This is a genomic window from Nocardioides nanhaiensis (genome assembly GCF_039542785.1).
Classification (GTDB): Bacteria; Actinomycetota; Actinomycetes; order Propionibacteriales; family Nocardioidaceae; genus Nocardioides; species Nocardioides nanhaiensis.
Genome location: NZ_BAABIM010000002.1, coordinates 1,059,638 through 1,075,632, shown reverse-complemented (window position 1 = coordinate 1,075,632; position 15,995 = coordinate 1,059,638). Strand labels below are relative to the sequence as shown.

The window sequence follows — 15,995 nt, the reverse complement described above, 5'->3', positions numbered from 1 at the left end:
GTCACGAGAGTCAGGTCTAGGCCCGGCGCGGCTCCGGGCACGAACCTCTTGACGCGTCCTTGACGGGTGCCCCGCGGGCCTTGACGGGATCTGCGCGGAGGGCGCTCGGGGAGCGGTCGGGGGCGGGAAGGGCCCTCAGCCCGCCCGACGGGCCTCGCTGGCGAGCACGGCGCCCACCAGGTCGGCCAGCACGCCGTCGAGCAGGCTGCCGAGGGCGGCGGCACCCACCACCACGAGCACCACCACTAGGGCGGCGTCACCGGGGCCCACCGTGTCGCGCACGGTGGCCAGGGCGCCGCAGACGGGCGCCGGCAGCAGTGCCGCGAGCGGCGTCCACCGGCTCATCCCACGACCACCCGCATCAGCACGGCCAGGCCGTCGCGGCAGCCAGGGCCAGCAGGCCGGTGCCGCCGTTCATGCGACCTGGTCCCCGAGAGCGGCCCGTGCCGCGTGGCGCGAGGCGTCGAGCAGGGTTGCGGTCAAGGCCGCGGCGGTACGGCGCAGGGGCTCGTCGTCCCCCGGCTCCGGGGAGGGCGTATCGAAGGCGCCGAGCAGCCCGAGCAGGGTCTGCCCGCAACGGTGGTGGTCGCGGGTCATCGAGGGACCGCACGGGCGGGTGGCCAGGTGGTGCAACCGCTCGACGCCGCAGGCGCGCAGCCGCTCGAGGGCGGCGCGGGTGTCGCCGTCCGGGTCGGCGGCGTCACCGGCCACCACCACGCGGGCCAGCTGCTCCAGCACCACCTCGAGCCGCTGCAGGTCCCCTGCCAGCAGCACCCGGTCCGTGGTGGCGCGCCGCTGCCGGGAGGTGCCGGCCGGCAGCCCGAGCCCGGCGATCGTCGTCGCACGGCCCAGCCGGGCCCGGCGGCGACGTCCGGTGCGCAGCACTGCGCGGGCGCCCGCGACGTCGCCTGCGAGGGCGGCGGCCACGGCGTCGTCGAAGGCCCGGGCGAGCGCGAGGAGCACGAGATCGGCTGCCTCGCGGGTCAGCGTGGGCGTGGGGGCGAGGCGGCGAGGGCCGGACCCGGCTGCGGTGGCTGTCATGCACCCGGTCTAGGCGCGACGCCGGCGCCGCTCCAGGCTCCTTGACGACTCCCTGACGCCGGCCGCCGCGATGCTGACGTGCTCGCCCCGGGCGGGGCGGGGCGGGGCAGCGGCGTGCGGACGGCGGACTTGCGGGCCTGTTGTCCCCGCCCGCCTCAGCGAGGCACCCGCACCAGCAACCGCCCGTGGATGCACTCCATGTGCAGCTCCCGGCCCGGGCCGATGGAGTCGCCGTCGAGCTGGCGGGGTGTGTCGGCGCCGGCACGGATGGAGACGGTGCGGCCGGTCATCCGGTTGACGGTGTCGTCGGTGCGGCGGCGCTTGGCGAGCACCCGGAAGGCGACGGGGATCCAGGAGAGGAAGCGCCGCGGGTAGATCAGCACGACGTCGAGCTGGCCGTCGTCGATCGAGGCGTCGGGCAGCAGCGGCATGCCGGCCTGCAGCGAGCCCACGTTGCCGACCACGATCGTGCGGGCGCGGTGCTTGGTGTACTCCCCGCCGTCGATGGAGACCTCGACCTTGACCACCGGCGACATCAGCGACTTCAGCGCCGAGACCACGTAGGCGATCCAGCCCACGCGCTTCTTCAGGTCCTCGTTGACGCCCTCCATGATGGCGGCGTCGAAGCCCATGCCGGCCATCACCAGGAAGTGGCTCTCGAAGCCGCCGGGCGCCGGCTCGCCGTGGTCCTCGGCCTCGGGCTCGCCGCGGTCGCCGCGCACCGAGACCATGTCGATGGCGCGGTCCTGGCCGGTGAGGGCGATGTCGAGGGCGGCGCGGATGTAGAGCGGGATGCCCAGGTTGCGCGCCAGCAGGTTGCCGGTGCCGGCGGGCACGATGCCGACGGGGATGCCGGTGCCGGCCAGCTCGGCGCACACCTCGCGGACGGTGCCGTCGCCGCCGCACACGATCACCAGGTCGGCGCCCTCGATGGAGGCGCGCTCGGCCTGGCCGGTGCCGGAGTCCTCGACCGTCGTGAGGTGCCAGCGCGGTGCCGACCAGCCCGCGCCCGTGGCCATCTGGTCGACGATCGACTGGAACGCCTCGACGTCCTCGACCTTGATCGGGTTGAGCACGACCGCGAGCCGCTTCGCCGAGGGGATCGCCTCGGGCAGCGGGTCGATCTTGAGGGCGTGGCTCCGCGGCAGCGGGCTGTAGACCACCAGGCCGAGCAGGCCCAGGCCGACGCCCAGCAGCACCCCGCCGACGGCGTCGGAGGGGTAGTGGCGGCCGAGCAGCACCCGGTCCAGGCACACCACGAGCACCACCAGCGCCGCGAGCGTCACCGCCAGGCGTCGCACGACGGCGCGGCGCACGAGCATGACGACGAGCACGATCACGACCATCGCCAGCGCCGTCACCATGGTGGCGTGGCCGGAGGGGAACGACTCGGTCTCGTGCAGGCTCGTGGTCAGCTGCCACGGGGGTCGCTCGCGGTCGACGAGGATCTTGAGCCCACGGAACCCCGCGAAGGCGGCGACGGCCATGCCGACCGTGTAGACCGCGGCGCGGCGGTGGCCGCGGCTGAGCATCAGCAGCGCGGTGGCGGCCATGGCCAGCAGCACCCACTGGGCGTGGAAGACCTCCTCGACGACGCGCAGGAAGCCGCCGAGGCCGGCGTCGTCGAGCGCCCAGTCACGCAGGCCCTGGCCCTCGTCGTCGATCTCGGCCAGCCACACCCAGCCCTGGCTGACGCCGAGGGCCAGCACACCGAAGCCGGCGAGGCAGGCCAGGGCCCAACCGAGCAGCACGCGGCGCGAGCGGTCGAGCACGGGCGCTCCTCGGGTCGGGGGTGGTCGGGGTGGTCGGGGGTGCCGCGGGGGACCCGGGACAGTATGGCCAACCAGTGCCCCGCGGCCGGGATCGTGAGCCTCCCCGGCGGCGGATAGCCTCGTCACATGATCGACCCCCGCGTGCTGCGCGACGACCCCGACCGCGTGCGAGCAGCCCAGGCCAAGCGTGGGCTCTCCGACGAGGTGGTGGACCGCGCCCTGGCCGCCGACGGCGCGCGGCGCGCCGCCATCGCCGAGTACGAGGCCAAGCGGAGCCAGCAGAAGTCGATGGGCAAGCAGGTCGCGCAGGCGCAGGGTGAGGAGAAGCAGGAGCTGCTGGCGCGCACCAAGGAGCTCTCCGCCGAGGTCAAGGCCGCCGAGGCCGCGCAGGGCGAGGCGGAGGCCGCCTGGCAGGAGGCACTGCTCTCGATCCCCAACCTGGCCGCCGAGGAGGCGCCCGCCGGTGGTGAGGACGACTACGTGGTGCTCGAGCACGTGGGCACCCCGCGCGACCTGCAGGCGGAGGGCATCACCCCCCGCGACCACGTGGAGCTGGGTCGGATGCTGGGCGCCATCGACCTGGAGCGCGGCGCCAAGGTCTCCGGCTCGCGCTTCTACTTCCTCACCGGCGTCGGCGCCGAGCTGGAGTTCGCGCTCGTCAACCTGGCCAACGCCACCGCCCGCGAGCACGGGTTCACCCAGGTGGTGGCGCCCTCGATGGTCAAGCCGCGCGCCATGGAGGGCACCGGCTTCCTGGGCCAGGCCGCCGACGACGTCTACCGCATCGAGGGCCAGGACATGTACCTCGTGGGCACCTCCGAGGTGCCGATGGCGGCGTTCCACTCCGAGGAGATCCTCGACGGCGCCTCGCTGCCGCTGCGCTACGCCGCCTTCAGCCCGTGCTTCCGCAAGGAGGCCGGCTCGCACGGCACGGACACCCGCGGCATCATCCGGGTGCACTGGTTCGACAAGGTCGAGATGTTCGTCTACACCACCGTGGAGGAGTCCTTCGCCGAGCACCAGCGGCTGCTCGACATCGAGAAGTCCTTCCTGGAGAAGCTCGAGCTGGCCTACCGCGTCATCGACACCGCGGCCGGCGACCTCGGCCTCTCGGCGCAGCGCAAGTTCGACTGCGAGGCCTGGATCCCCACCCAGGGCCGCTACCGCGAGCTCACCTCCACCTCCAACTGCACCGAGTTCCAGACCCGGCGGCTCGACACCCGCGGCCGCTTCGGGCAGGAGATCCGGCCGGTGGCCACGCTCAACGGCACCCTGTGCGCCATCCCGCGCACCATCGTCGCGATCCTCGAGACCCACCAGCAGGCCGACGGGTCGGTGCGCGTGCCCGAGGCGCTGCGGCCCTACCTGGGCCGCGACGTGCTGGAGCCGGTGACCGCGTGAGCACCTCGGTCGACGGCGGTTCGCCCGCGCCCGGCTGGCGTCCCCGACTCATCGCGCTCGACATCGACGGCACCCTGCTGAAGTGGGTCGAGGGGGCCGGTTCCACCTACGAGCAGGTCGAGCCGCGACTGCGCGACGCCATCCACCGCGCGCTCGCCGCCGGTGCCCACGTGGTGCTCTCCTCCGGGCGCTCCCCGCACGGCATGACGACGATCGCCGACCTCCTGGAGCTGCGCGGCCAGCCCGACGGCGAGCCGCTGTGGATCGTGGCCAGCAACGGCGCCGTCGTCTTCCGCTACACCGCCGGCCAGCCCGCCGAGCAGCCCCTCGAAGTCGTGCACGAGGAGACCTTCGACGCCGCCCCGGCGGTGCGCGCGGTGCTCGAGCAGCACCCGGAGGCGCTCGTGGCCGTCGAGGAGCGCGGGGTCGGCTACCGCGTCTCCGCGCCCTTCCCCGACGGTGAGCTCTCCGGCGTCATGGTCGACGGGGTGCTGGAGGAGATGGTGGCCGAGCCGGTCAGCCGCGTGATCATCCGCGACCCGCAGGCCGAGGTCGACGACTTCGTCCGGCTGGCCGAGACGCTGGGCCTGCACGGCACCGACTACGTCGTCGGCTGGACCGCGTGGCTCGACCTCACACCGAAGGGCGTCAGCAAGGCCTCGGGCCTGGAGCACGTGTGCGCCACCCTCGGCCTGACCGCCGACGACGTCCTCGCCGTCGGCGACGGCCGCAACGACCTCGAGATGCTGCGCTGGGCCGGCCGCGGCGTGGCCATGGGCCAGGCCGTCCAGGAGGTGCTCGACGCCGCCGACGACGTCGCGCCCACCGTGTACGACGACGGGTGCGCCGTCGAGCTGGAGCGGTGGTTCCCGGCGTGAGCGACGCCGTGCCCGCCCTCCCCCCACTCATCAGCACCGCACGGCTGCGCCTCATCCCGATCTCGGCCACCGACGCCGCCGACATGACCGCGGGGCGGCACCAGGAGCGGTGGCACGCCGACTACCCGCGCCCCGACGACGTCGCCGTGGCAGCGCTGGTCCGCGCCGACGCCGAGCCGGCGGCTGCCAGCTGGGGTCCGCGGCACGTGGTCCTGGGCGTCCACGCCGTCGGGATGATCGGCTGCTTCGCGCCGCCGGTCGACGGCGAGGCCGACGTCGCCGTCGGTCTGGTGGAGGCCGTGCGTGGGCAGGGCGTGGCCGCCGAGGCGCTGGCGGCCCTGACGGCGGCCGCCGAGCAGGTGGGCGTGCGGCTGCGGGCCGCCACCGAGCCGGGCGACGCCGCCGGGCTGCGGCTGCTGGCGGGCTGCGGCTACACGCGACTGCGCGGCGCCACCGAGGACGGTCAGCTCGTGATGGTGCGCCCGTGACGGGCGAATCGGGGCTGCAGCGACTGCCGCGACTGGTCGCCACCGACCTGGACGGCACGCTGGTGCGCTCCGACGGCAGCGTCTCGCCCCTCACGCGCACGGTGCTGGCCCAGCTCGAGGAGCGGGGCGTGCCGGTGGTGTTCGTGACCGGCCGGCCGCTGCGGTGGGCGCGCGAGGTCTTCGAGCACGTCGGCGACCACGGGCTCGCCGTCGTCGCCAACGGGGCCCTGGTCTGGGACGTCGCTCGCGACCGCCCCCGCCTCGAGCGTGCCGTGCCGGCGCAGGTGGGGCTCGCGGTGTGCGAGGAGGTCCGTGCGGCCGTGCCCGGCACCGCGTTCGCCGTCGAGACGCTCGAGGGCATCGGCCTCGAACCCGCCTTCCGCGAGCGCTACCCGGTGCCCGGGGGCAGCGCACGGCGGCCGCTGGCCGAGCTGTTCGAGCGCCCGGTGCTCAAGGTGCTGGCCCGGCACGAAGAGCTCGAGCCGCAGGAGTTCTGGGACGCCGCCGCGGCGGTCGCGGGCGAGCGGCTGACCATCACCTGGTCCTCGGCCAGCCCGCTGCTGGAGATCAGCGCCGCGGAGGTGACCAAGGCCAGCACGCTCGCGCTGCTGTGCGCCGAGATGGGCATCGGCCCCGAGGAGGTGATCGCCTTCGGCGACATGCCCAACGACCTGCCGATGCTCGGCTGGGCGGGCACCTCCTACGCCATGGCCGAGGCGCACCCGACCGTGCTCGAGGCGGCCGACCACGTGGCCGGCTCGCACGAGGCCGACGGCGTCGCCGAGGTGCTGCGGGCCACCTTCGGCCTGGTCTGAGCCCGCCCGGTGGCCGGAGTCACCGGGCATCTGTTTGCATGGGCACCGTGACGACCCATGCTCCCGTGAGTGGTCCGCCCTCCCCGGCGACCCCGCATCCTCCGGTCCGGTGCGCCGCCGCCGGCCTCCTCGTCGCCCTGCTGGTGCTGCTCGTCGTCGGCCTCGGCGCGCCTGCCGGCGCGCAGGAGACGCCCACCGCGCCGGCCGACCCCGGCACGGGCTCCGGCTCCTCGGGCACGACCGAGACCTCGGTGGCCGACCGGGTCAAGAACGCCCGTGCGGTCTTCGTGGGCACCATCAGCACGATCAGCCGCACCGGGGAGGCGACGACGCCCTCGCCCTCGCTGGGCGGCACGGATGAGGGAGGCACCGGCAGCGCCGGCAGCGCCGCGCTGCAGCCCAGCAGCGTCACCTTCGACGCCGAGCAGGTCTACAAGCCGCGCGGCCCGCGGCTGATCACCTCCGACGAGGTGCAAGTGGCCATCGCCGGCGCCGCCACCGGGTGCACCGCAGACCTCCAGCCGGGCGAGCGGTACCTGGTCTTCGCGGACTCCAACGAGGGCCTGCAGGCACGGCCCTGCGACCTGGTGGTGGCCGACGACGCCACGCTGACCCGCGTCGAGGAGCTCACCGGCGGCTCGCGGCCGGCCGTGCCCGTCGAGCCCGAGACAGCGCCCACGGGGCTCGAGCGCGTCGAGTCCGCGGGCCCGGCCTCCTTCACCCGCAGTGCCGCCCCCGGCGTCGCGTTCGTGCTGGTGGGGGTGCTCGGCCTGCTCGGCCTCTCGGTGGTGCGCCGGGTGCGGCGCTGACGGGCGCTGACTCCTAGAGGTACATCCCGCCGCCGCTGCCGGGGCCGTCGTTGCCCTGGCCCGGCTGGGCGGGACCGCCCTGGCCCGGGGCGCCGGGCGCTCCCGGCTGACCGGGGCCACCCTGGCCCGGCATCATGCCCGGCGGCAGGGCGCGGCGGATCTGCTCGACCTGGGCGCGCGCGGCCATCTGCTGGGCGTAGATGGCGGTCTGGATGCCGTGGAAGAGGCCCTCGAGCCACCCCACCAGCTGGGCCTGCGCGATGCGCAGCTCGCCCTCGGTCGGGGTGGTGTCGTCGTCGAAGGGCAGCGTGAGGCGGTTGAGCTCCTCGACCAGCTCGGGGGCCAGGCCCTGCTCGAGCTCGTCGATGGAGGAGCGGTGGATCTCCTTGAGCCGGTTGCGGCTGGCCTCGTCGAGCGGGGAGGCCTTCACCTCCTCCAGCAGCTGGCGGATCATGCTGCCGATCCGCATCACCTTGGCCGGCTGCTCCACCAGGTCGGTGATGTTGCGCTCGCCGCCCTCGCCCTCGCCGTCCTCACCCTGCGTGGCCGCCGCCAGCGCCGAGGCCGGCATGGTGCCGATCGGCTGCCCGTCGGGCCCCACGATGACGACGTGCTGCTCGCCCTCGCCGCTCGCGGCGGGGGCGGGGGTCGGGGTGCTCTCCGGCTGCGGCTCGCTCATGGCGCCCACCCTAGCCAGCCGCACCGACTGCTCCTGAGGGGCGCGGTGCCGGTGCTGGAGTGTGCCGAGTGTGGCCTGGGAGGCGGGTGGGGCGGATGGGTCGCGACGTGTGCGCGATCGCCGAACTGACCGATCGATACGTCGCACGGTGAGCTCGGCGTCCCCACGACGACGTGGGATCGCCCCGCGTCCCCGGCCAGGCCAGAAACCCCCAGGGGTGTCCAGCGCGCGATCGGACCTCAGAGCGTGAGGACGATCTTGCCGCTGTGCGCTCCGGACTCCATCAGCTCGTGGGCGGCGACGACGTCGGTGAGCGGCATGGTGCGCTCGATGATCGGCCGCACCTCGCCCGCCCCCACCAGCGGCCACACGTGCTCGGCCACCGAGGCGCAGATCCGGGCCTTCTCGTCGGCGGGCCGGCCGCGCAGGGAGGTGGCGATCACGGCGCCGCGCTTGACGAGCAGCTTGCCGAGGTCGAGCTCGCCGCGGCTGCCGCCCTGCATGCCGATCACGACCAGGCGGCCCTCGGTGGCGAGCGCGGAGACGTTGCGGCCGAGGTACTTGGCGCCCATGTTGTCGAGGATCACGTCGGCGCCGTGCCCGTCGGTGGCGGCCTTGACCTCCTCCACGAAGTCCTGCTCGTGGTAGTCGATGGTCACCGCGGCACCGAGCTCGCGGCACAGCGCCAGCTTCTCGGCGGAGCCGGCGGTGGTGATCACCCGGGCCCCGGCGGCGGCCGCCACCTGGATGGCCATCGTGCCGATGCCACCGGCGCCGCCGTGCACGAGGAAGATGTCGCCGGCCTGCAACCCGGCCACCATGAAGACGTTGGACCACACGGTGCAGGCGGTCTCGGGGAGCGCGGCCGCGGTCACCAGGTCGGTGCCGGGCGGCAGCGGCATCAGCTGGCCCACGGGGCACACGACGCGACTGGCGTACCCACCGCCGGCCAGCAGCGCGCACGCCTCGTCGCCCACCTTCCAGTCGGTGACGCCCTCACCGACGGCGGCCACGGTGCCGCTGCACTCCAGGCCGATCACCTCGGTGACACCGGGCGGTGGCGGGTAGTGGCCCTGCCGCTGCAGCAGGTCGGCCCGGTTGACGGCGGTGGCCGCCACGTCGAGCGCCACCTCGCCGGGGCCGGGCTGCTCGTCGTCGGTCTCCATCAGGTGCAGCACCTCGGGGCCGCCGTCGGCGGTGCGCTGGACTGTCAGCATCGTGGGGCCTGACCTCTCAGTCGTCGAGTTCCTCACCGGCGTGGTCCACCCCGGCGTCGTCCGGGACGTCGTCGTCGACGTCGTCCGGATCAGGTGCCCCGGCCGGGCGATCCCAACCCTGCGCCAGGGTCTGGGCGCGCGCGGCGAGCGCCTCCACCTGGTCCGGGCGGGCGGCGGGTCCCGCGGCGACGCCGAGCAGGTAGGCGGTCACCGGCCCGGCGGCCGGCTCCACGTTCGTGCGGGCGGCCTCGACGAGGTCGGCCACGAGCGCCTCGTCCACCTCGACCTCCAGGTCGAGCACGTCACACAGCTCGTCGATCCAGTCGTGCAGGTTCACAGGCCCAGGCTGGCCTCGGACGGCGCGGCCCGCAAGCCCCTGGGCGAGGTGAGTCGGTGGGATCAGTCGGCGAGGTCGCGCAGGTCGGCCCACGTGTCGACGTCGCGGTGCTCCTCACCCTGCGCGGGCACCTCGGCGAGGTCGAGCGGTGCGAGCAGTGCTCGCAGCGCCAGGTCGTGCTGCTGCTCGCGGCCGGGGCGGACGGCGTCGAGCCGCGCGACCCGCAGCCACAGCGCCGCCTGACGGCGTCCGTCGGGCCCGACCAGCACCGCACCGTCGTGCTCGTGCGCGGCGGCGCCCAGGCGCGCGAGGGTCTGGGGCCCCAGCTGCGGCATGTCGACGGCGACGACGGCCAGCCACCGCGGTTGCCGCAGGAGCGCGTCGCGCCCGGTGAGCAGGCCGGCGACCGGGCCGCCGAACCGCGGCTCCTCGCGCACGAACGTCACGGGTCGGTCGGTGGGCACCTGCTCGCCCACCACGACCACCTCGGCGGCGTCGACGACCGTCTCGAGGGCGTGGTCGAGCAGGGTGCGGCCGCGCAGCTCGATGCCGGCCTTGTCGACGCCGCCCAGCCGCGCCGCCCGGCCACCGGCCAGCACGACGGCGCAGAAGCCGTCCCCCACGTCGTTGCTGTGCATCGCGCCCACACGGCCAGCCTGCCAGTCCGCGGGACCGGGTGGTCGGGTGCTGGCAGGGTGGCACCGTGAGCAGTGACCCGGAGCACGACCACGAGAGCCTCGAGACCGCGGACCGCGCACCCTTGCGGGTGACGCTGGTGCAGCAGCCGGCGTCGCTGGAGCCGGCCGAGAACCGCGCGGCGCTGGCGACGCACACGCCCGACGACGTCGACCTGGTGGTCTTCCCCGAGGCGTGGGCGCGCGACTTCGGCGAGGCCGGCTCCGACGTCGCGCCGTTCGCCGAGACGCGCGAGGGTGCCTTCGCCGCCGAGGTGGCCCGCGTGGCCACCGAGCACCGCACCACCGTGGTGGCCGGCATGTTCGAGCGCAGCGACGACCCGCAGCGCCCCTTCAACACCCTGGTGGCGCACGGACCCGACGGCGCGCCGTTGGCCGGCTACCGCAAGGTGCACCTCTACGACTCCTTCGGCTACCGCGAGTCCGACCGGCTGCGGGCGGGCCCGGTGGAGCCCACGGTGATCAGCGTCGGCGGCTGGCAGGTCGGCCTGATGACCTGCTACGACCTGCGCTTCCCCGAGCTGTCCCGGCTGCTGGTGCAGGCCGGCGCCGAGGTGCTGGTGGTGCCGGCCGCGTGGGTGGCCGGGGAGCGCAAGGTGACGCACTGGACGACGCTCGCACGGGCCCGCGCGATCGAGAACACCTGCTTCGTGGTGGCCGTCGGGCAGCCCGCCCCCCGCTACACCGGGCACTCCACCGTGGTCGACCCGCTCGGCGACGTGCTCGTGGAGGCCGGCCCCGAGCCCGCCGTCCTGCGTGCCGAGCTCGACCCCGAGATCCTGCTCACGGCCCGGCGCACGAACCCCTCCCTGGCCAATCGCCGGCTCTGAGCGCCGGTAGCCTTCCTCCCCGTGTCCAGCCCGTCCGAGCAGCCGCGTGCAGCCCGTCTGCACCGCGCGGTGGCGCTCGTGCTGGCGCTGGCGACCCTGCTCGCGACGGCGGTGCTGGTGGCCGCCATGGTCCCGGCGAGCCCGGCCTGGCTGACCCCCGCCTGGGCGGGGAGCGCCGGCGCGGTCACGATCTCCACGGTCTTCACCGTCGCGCTGGCCGCCCGCACCGGTGGGCGCCCCGTGGTCTTCGGCGGCCTGGCCCTCGCCCTGGGGCTGGCGGCCGTGCTGCTCGACGACGACCGGCTGAGCACCGGCGCCGCCGTCACCACCTGCGCCATCGCGGCCGTGCTGGGCGTGATGACCACCGTGCCCGCCCCACGCTTCCGCCACGCGGTACGCGAGTGCCTGCTGGCGATGCTGGTGGCGGCGGTGGGCGCGCTCGCCGTCGTCGGGTACGCGCCCGTCGTGGCGGTGGCGCGCTTCGAGTACGCCGCCTTCGCGCTGGCCCTGGCCGGCGCCTTCGTGCTCGTCTACCGACTCGGCGCCGGTCTGCACGGCCTGGGGCGCCGGGGCGTGCTCGTCGTCGTGGTGGGCGCGGTGGTGCTCACCGGCACGCTGCTCTACGCCGAGCTGCTGCGCCGCTACGGCACCCAGGACCTCGTGGAGTCGTTGCTCGACGGCGTCCGCTGGAGCCGCGAGGAGCTCGGGGCGTTCCCCCGGCCGGTGGAGTCGGTGCTCGGCGTCCCCGCGCTCGTCTGGGGATGCCACATGCGCGCGCGGCGTCGTCAGGGCTGGTGGTTGTGCGCCTTCGGCGTGGCCGCGACGGCGGCTGCGGCCAGCAGCCTGGTCAACCCGATGATCACGCTCACCGAGGCGGTGCTCTCGGTGGTCTACGGCGTCGTGGTGGGTCTGGTCATCGGCTTCCTGGTGATCCGCCTCGACCTCGCCCTCACCGGTCCCCGGGGCCGCCGCACGCGGGCCCGCGCGCCCGAGGGCGACGTCGCCGTGCGGCCCGAGCCGCCGCGTGGCGCCGCGCTGCTCTGAGCGTGCTCCTCACCGCGCGAGGCCGCGCGAGGGATCACCCGACGGTGATCTCCTCCCCGGGGTTGAACATCGCGACCTCCCCGTACTCGTTCACGGGGCAGGCGGCCAGCGGGTCGGCGAGGTCCGGACCCAGGTCCGCGAGGTAGAGGTAACCGCCGCCACCGCTGACCCGGTCACCCTCGCCGACGGCCTCGCCGTCGGGCAGCCGCACCCTGCCGGCCTCGGCGTCCCAGGTGGTGCCGTGCGGCCAGACCACGGGGTACCCACCCACCAGCAGGCAGTCGCCGGTGAGCTCCAGCGGTCCCTGGATGAGCGCGGCCATGCCGTCGCCGGCGCCGGGGGAGAGGTGCGCGACCACGGGTCCGGCCTCCGGTGCGCCCGTGTCGGCCCGCGGTCCCGTCGGCGGGTCGTCCGCCTGTCCGCACCCGGGGAGCAGGGCGGAGAGCAGACCGAGGAGCAGAACGGTGAGCAGCCTGCCCGGGAGGCTCGGCAGAGGGCGGCGTGTCGCGGCGACGGAGGTGGGACGACGGCGCATGCCGCATCGTGGCACCCCCGCGGCTGCGCCGCCCGGAGACTGCGCTGGCGGGGTACTGCGGGGTAACGGCTAGCGTGGCGGGGTGGCTCGTGAACAGGTGGTCGAGATCCGGGCCGAGATGGTCGCCAACGTCCTCTCGGTCGACGTCGAGGTGGGTGCGGCGGTCGCCGTCGGCGACACCGTCGCGCTGCTGGAGTCGATGAAGATGGAGATCCCCGTGATCGCCGAGCACCCCGGCACGGTGCGCTCGCTGGGCGTGGCGCCGGGCGACGTCGTCCAGGAGGGCGACCTGCTGGTCGAGCTGGTCTGACCCGCCGCGCAGCCCCGGGACCCTGGACGACAGGCCCCGGGACCGGCGACGGTCCGCGCAGAGGGGGCGGGATTCGAACCCGCGGTAGGTCTCCCTACGACCGCTTTCAAGGCGGTTCCGATCGGCCGCTCCGGCACCCCTCCCGGTGGTGCCAGCCTACGACGCCGGTGCGGTGGCGCGCACGGCTCGGCTACTCCGAGCCGCCCAGCTCCAGCTCGACCTCGTCGTAGGCCAGGTCGTGCACGCGCTGCAGGTGGTGGGCCACGTCGGCCAGCAACCGCTTGAGCTCCACGCGCACCGCCTCGGCGTCCGGGGCCTCGAGCACCTGGGTGCCGGCGGCGCCGAGCCGCAGCAGCAGACCCTCGCGCTCGCGGAACGCCGCACCGCCGCGGGCGGCCAACCAGCCGTCGCCGCCGGTGCCCTGGGGACCCACCTGCTCGTGGGCCAGCACGTCGCGCACGGCGGTCATCCGCTGGCGCACGGTCCAGCGCCAGTTGCCCAGCGCGACGCCGTCGCGACGCGGGGAGTCGAGTGCCCGGTCGAGCTGGGCGAGGGCGCCGTGGATGCCGGACTGCCGGGCGGGGGTGTCGGGGGGCACGGTTCACCTCCGGGGAGCCGTCGGGGAGTGCCGGCCGCGCGGCCGACTCCTCCCCGCAGCATGCCCGCGGCCCGGTCCGGCCACAAGTGGCAGCACGAAGGCGTGGGAGCGCATGTGCCGGTCGTCGGGTTGAATGGGGCCGTGGATCCCGCTGCCCCCGACGTCCCCGACGTCACCCACTACCGGCTGCCCGGCATCCTCGCCGCGCGCGTGGTCGGGGCGGCCCTGGTCGCGCTCGCCGCGCTCGTGCTGGTCGTCACGCTGCTGGTCGCCACGCTGGGTGCCACCCCGGACCTGCTGGTGCTCGTGGCGGGCCTCGGCGTGCTCGGACTGGCGGTGCTCGGCTGGTGGCTGCGCGCCCGTGCCTACCTGGTGCGCCTGGACGCCGAGGGCTACCGGGTCGGGCTGGCGTTCGGGGTCGGCGTCCGGTCCGCCGCGTGGCGCGAGGTCGCCGACGTCGGCACCACCACGCTCGCGGGGGCGCCGGTCGTGGTGCTCAACCTCGAGGCCGGCGGCCGCACGACGCTGCCGGTCGGCGCCCTGGGCGAGGAGCGCGAGCAGCTGGTGCGCGACCTGCAGCAGCGGCTGCGCCACGGGCACGGCCTGCGGCCCCTGCGTGAGTCCGGGTCGGACCGCGACGGCGGACCGGCCGCGTCGTAGTCCTGCCGCCCCGTCGTCGTCCTGCCGCCACGCCACTGCGCGCCACGCCGCGCCACGTCGCGCCACGCCCACCGGATTCGTGCACCCGGGCGCGGTGCTTGTAGCCTTACCGGCGCTGATGCTGCGCCGGCTCGCCGGAGCACGCCAGCGGGGAGGCGTCGCCTAGTCCGGTCTATGGCGCCCGCCTGCTAAGCGGGTTGAGGAGTGATCCTCCTCTCGCGGGTTCAAATCCCGCCGCCTCCGCCATCACACGACAACCTGCCGGCCGCCCTCGGGTGGCCGGCAGGTCTGTCGTAGAGCCCTCCCGTTGCATAAACTTGCAATGCAGAAAGATGAGCCAAGTGCTGGCTCGCCCCCCACCGCAGCCAGCACGCAGACTCGATCACGCGGCCTCACCAGGCCGGGGACACGCAGATCAGAGGCTGGGCCAGAGTCCGGCCGGACGAACAAACTCAAAGGTGGGAATCATGAACTTCGCTCGCAAGGTGTGCATCACGGTCGCCGCGACCGCCCTCTCCGTCGGCCTCCTGGGCGTGGCCACGCCCGCCGAGGCGCGCGACTCCAGCTGGGGTTGCGGCGGGGCCTGCAAGGTCGTGCGCTGAGCGCACCCCGCTGATCGGGGCCGGCCGGACACCGCGCCGGCGCCCGATCCCCGAACCGAGACCGGGACCCAACTTTCCCCCCACTTGTTCGGTCCCCGTGCCACCCCCCTGTGGCTGGTCTCAACAGTTGCGGGCGGTGACTCGAACCAGACTCGAGTCACCGCCCGCGACTCATTCCCACATCGACCGGGGTCCCCCGTCAAGGGGTGACCGCCGGTCACAGTCATGCCCGGGCCGGGGTCACCCGCCGTGGTCGTCCGGTTCGACGTCCTCGTGGCCCGAGAGGCCCTGCTGGCCCATCCGGTAGCCCAGCTGGAAGCGGGTGGCGGCCTCGAACTCCGTCTTCAGGTCGGCGATGTAGCCGGCGTAGGTGCGCGGGCTGACGCCCAGTCGCTTGGCCGAGACGGGGTCGGCGTGGCCCTCGATGAGCATCCGGATCGTCATCGCCCGCTGCTCGACGGCGATCTCGCGCATCATCGAGCTCTCCTTGTTGGTGAACGGCCGCGCGCGCTCCCAGGCGCGCTCGAAGACGTCCACCAGGTAGGCCACCACCGAGGGCTCGCGCACCGCCAGTGCGACGCTGAGGCTGTCGCCGGGGATGACGGCGACCCGGCGGTCGACCACGATCATCCGGTTGAAGAACTCGTCGAGGGTGCGCACCTGCGCGCCGCGCGAGGTGACGGCGGCGACGTACTTGTGCGTCACCGAGCTGCGCCGGGCGCTGTGCTGGTAGAGCGTGCGCATCGAGCAGCCGCGCTCGAGCATCGCCGTGTCACGCAGGGCAGCGGCGGCCAGGGTCTGGGGATCCCGGCCGGCCTGCGGCTGGGCGGTGAGCATCTCCTCCTCCGCCTCGGCCACGAGCGCGGTCAGGAACGGCCCGATGGCGCCCTCGTGCAGGTAGGTGAAGGGCCCGCGTGACTGCGCCATCGGCGAGCGCCGCCACGACTGCTGCAGCCCCGCGAAGGCGCGCGCCCACTCCGAGGACTCCTCGAGCAGCGTGGTGGCCCGCTGGGAGAGCGGCGAGACGACGCGGGAGGCGACGTTGCTGGGGTCCTCGGGCACCCAGGTCGCAGTCGTCTTGTCGAGCTGCAGCAGGCCCAGCTCGACGAGGAGGTCGAAGGCGGGGCGCAGCTCGTGCTCGGGCCGCAGCCGCGGGTCGTCCTCGGAGATGCCGGAGGTGCCCACGATGGTCTCGTAGAGCCCCGCGGCCTGGGTCTGGAACAGGTCGCGCTGCTCCGGCCCGTGCTCGGCCACCCCCACCCCTTCCACGGCGCGCTCCCGTGC

Annotated in this window: 20 protein-coding genes and 2 tRNA genes; 11 read left to right on the top strand and 11 right to left on the bottom strand. The window is 74.7% G+C overall.

Going from position 1 to position 15,995, the window contains the following annotated elements:
- Positions 1 to 135 precede the first annotated feature (135 nt).
- The 3 genes from ABD948_RS13285 to ABD948_RS13275 form a co-directional block, all read right to left on the bottom strand.
- Complete coding sequence (locus ABD948_RS13285; RefSeq protein WP_345266523.1) at positions 136 to 345, bottom strand: hypothetical protein; 210 nt, start codon at positions 343 to 345, stop codon at positions 136 to 138.
- A 69-nt stretch (positions 346 to 414) separates the two neighbouring features.
- Positions 415 to 1,041 carry a hypothetical protein gene (locus ABD948_RS13280; protein WP_345266521.1) on the bottom strand — a complete coding sequence of 209 codons (627 nt, stop codon included), beginning with the start codon at positions 1,039 to 1,041 and terminating at the stop codon, positions 415 to 417.
- Between the two features lie 155 nt (positions 1,042 to 1,196).
- The gene (locus ABD948_RS13275; RefSeq protein ID WP_345266519.1) at positions 1,197 to 2,813 is read right to left on the bottom strand and encodes a bifunctional phosphatase PAP2/diacylglycerol kinase family protein; all 1,617 of its coding nucleotides are present in this window, start codon (positions 2,811 to 2,813) and stop codon (positions 1,197 to 1,199) included.
- Between the two features lie 126 nt (positions 2,814 to 2,939).
- On the opposite strand from ABD948_RS13275, the gene serS reads away from it, so the two are divergent.
- The 5 genes from serS (at position 2,940) to ABD948_RS13250 (ending at position 7,204) form a co-directional block, all read left to right on the top strand.
- Entirely contained in the window at positions 2,940 to 4,214 is a 1,275-nt protein-coding gene (gene serS / locus ABD948_RS13270; protein WP_345266517.1) for a serine--tRNA ligase, read from the top strand.
- Positions 4,211 to 5,092 carry an HAD family hydrolase gene (locus ABD948_RS13265; protein ID WP_345266515.1) on the top strand — a complete coding sequence of 294 codons (882 nt, stop codon included), beginning with the start codon at positions 4,211 to 4,213 and terminating at the stop codon, positions 5,090 to 5,092. Before serS ends, ABD948_RS13265 begins: the two co-directional genes overlap by 4 nt.
- Entirely contained in the window at positions 5,089 to 5,580 is a 492-nt protein-coding gene (locus ABD948_RS13260; protein WP_345266513.1) for a GNAT family N-acetyltransferase, read from the top strand. Before ABD948_RS13265 ends, ABD948_RS13260 begins: the two co-directional genes overlap by 4 nt.
- Positions 5,577 to 6,395: an HAD family hydrolase gene (locus ABD948_RS13255; RefSeq protein ID WP_345266512.1), complete on the top strand. Its 819-nt coding sequence runs from the start codon at positions 5,577 to 5,579 to the stop codon at positions 6,393 to 6,395. Before ABD948_RS13260 ends, ABD948_RS13255 begins: the two co-directional genes overlap by 4 nt.
- A gap of 65 nt (positions 6,396 to 6,460) precedes the next feature.
- Complete coding sequence (locus tag ABD948_RS13250) at positions 6,461 to 7,204, top strand: hypothetical protein (RefSeq protein WP_345266510.1); 744 nt, start codon at positions 6,461 to 6,463, stop codon at positions 7,202 to 7,204.
- A gap of 13 nt (positions 7,205 to 7,217) precedes the next feature.
- Here ABD948_RS13250 and ABD948_RS13245 read toward each other — a convergent pair whose 3' ends face one another.
- The 4 genes from ABD948_RS13245 to ABD948_RS13230 form a co-directional block, all read right to left on the bottom strand.
- Positions 7,218 to 7,883 (bottom strand): bacterial proteasome activator family protein, encoded by a 666-nt coding sequence (locus ABD948_RS13245; RefSeq protein WP_345266508.1) that lies wholly within the window; start codon positions 7,881 to 7,883, stop codon positions 7,218 to 7,220.
- Positions 7,884 to 8,122: 239 nt separating this feature from the next.
- Positions 8,123 to 9,100, bottom strand: a complete 978-nt coding sequence (locus ABD948_RS13240; protein WP_345266506.1) for an NAD(P)H-quinone oxidoreductase — start codon at positions 9,098 to 9,100, stop codon at positions 8,123 to 8,125.
- 16 nt (positions 9,101 to 9,116) lie between these two features.
- Complete coding sequence (locus tag ABD948_RS13235) at positions 9,117 to 9,437, bottom strand: DUF6457 domain-containing protein (protein WP_345266504.1); 321 nt, start codon at positions 9,435 to 9,437, stop codon at positions 9,117 to 9,119.
- 62 nt (positions 9,438 to 9,499) lie between these two features.
- Positions 9,500 to 10,075 carry an NTP transferase domain-containing protein gene (locus ABD948_RS13230; protein ID WP_345266805.1) on the bottom strand — a complete coding sequence of 192 codons (576 nt, stop codon included), beginning with the start codon at positions 10,073 to 10,075 and terminating at the stop codon, positions 9,500 to 9,502.
- Between the two features lie 65 nt (positions 10,076 to 10,140).
- Between ABD948_RS13230 and ABD948_RS13225 the strand changes: the two genes are divergently transcribed.
- Positions 10,141 to 10,962, top strand: a complete 822-nt coding sequence (locus ABD948_RS13225; protein WP_345266502.1) for a carbon-nitrogen hydrolase family protein — start codon at positions 10,141 to 10,143, stop codon at positions 10,960 to 10,962.
- 21 nt (positions 10,963 to 10,983) lie between these two features.
- A complete protein-coding gene (locus tag ABD948_RS13220) occupies positions 10,984 to 12,006 on the top strand; it encodes a hypothetical protein (RefSeq protein WP_345266500.1) in 1,023 nt (340 codons plus the stop codon).
- A gap of 34 nt (positions 12,007 to 12,040) precedes the next feature.
- Here ABD948_RS13220 and ABD948_RS13215 read toward each other — a convergent pair whose 3' ends face one another.
- Positions 12,041 to 12,541: a hypothetical protein gene (locus ABD948_RS13215; RefSeq protein WP_345266498.1), complete on the bottom strand. Its 501-nt coding sequence runs from the start codon at positions 12,539 to 12,541 to the stop codon at positions 12,041 to 12,043.
- 82 nt (positions 12,542 to 12,623) lie between these two features.
- Here ABD948_RS13215 and ABD948_RS13210 point away from each other — a divergent pair, with 82 nt between their 5' ends.
- The gene (locus ABD948_RS13210; RefSeq protein ID WP_345266496.1) at positions 12,624 to 12,851 is read left to right on the top strand and encodes a biotin/lipoyl-binding carrier protein; all 228 of its coding nucleotides are present in this window, start codon (positions 12,624 to 12,626) and stop codon (positions 12,849 to 12,851) included.
- A gap of 58 nt (positions 12,852 to 12,909) precedes the next feature.
- Here the strand turns inward: ABD948_RS13210 and ABD948_RS13205 are convergent.
- Both ABD948_RS13205 and ABD948_RS13200 read right to left on the bottom strand, forming a co-directional pair.
- A tRNA-Ser gene (locus tag ABD948_RS13205) sits at positions 12,910 to 12,994 on the bottom strand.
- Positions 12,995 to 13,041: 47 nt separating this feature from the next.
- The gene (locus ABD948_RS13200; RefSeq protein ID WP_345266494.1) at positions 13,042 to 13,449 is read right to left on the bottom strand and encodes a hypothetical protein; all 408 of its coding nucleotides are present in this window, start codon (positions 13,447 to 13,449) and stop codon (positions 13,042 to 13,044) included.
- A gap of 141 nt (positions 13,450 to 13,590) precedes the next feature.
- On the opposite strand from ABD948_RS13200, the gene ABD948_RS13195 reads away from it, so the two are divergent.
- The 3 genes from ABD948_RS13195 (at position 13,591) to ABD948_RS13185 (ending at position 14,711) form a co-directional block, all read left to right on the top strand.
- The gene (locus tag ABD948_RS13195; protein ID WP_345266492.1) at positions 13,591 to 14,109 is read left to right on the top strand and encodes a hypothetical protein; all 519 of its coding nucleotides are present in this window, start codon (positions 13,591 to 13,593) and stop codon (positions 14,107 to 14,109) included.
- A 151-nt stretch (positions 14,110 to 14,260) separates the two neighbouring features.
- Positions 14,261 to 14,355, top strand: a tRNA-Ser gene (locus tag ABD948_RS13190).
- Positions 14,356 to 14,576: 221 nt separating this feature from the next.
- Positions 14,577 to 14,711 carry a hypothetical protein gene (locus ABD948_RS13185; protein WP_345266490.1) on the top strand — a complete coding sequence of 45 codons (135 nt, stop codon included), beginning with the start codon at positions 14,577 to 14,579 and terminating at the stop codon, positions 14,709 to 14,711.
- A 240-nt stretch (positions 14,712 to 14,951) separates the two neighbouring features.
- On the opposite strand, the gene ABD948_RS13180 is transcribed toward ABD948_RS13185, so the two are convergent.
- Positions 14,952 to 15,980 carry a LuxR family transcriptional regulator gene (locus tag ABD948_RS13180; protein ID WP_345266488.1) on the bottom strand — a complete coding sequence of 343 codons (1,029 nt, stop codon included), beginning with the start codon at positions 15,978 to 15,980 and terminating at the stop codon, positions 14,952 to 14,954.
- Positions 15,981 to 15,995: the final 15 nt, after the last annotated feature.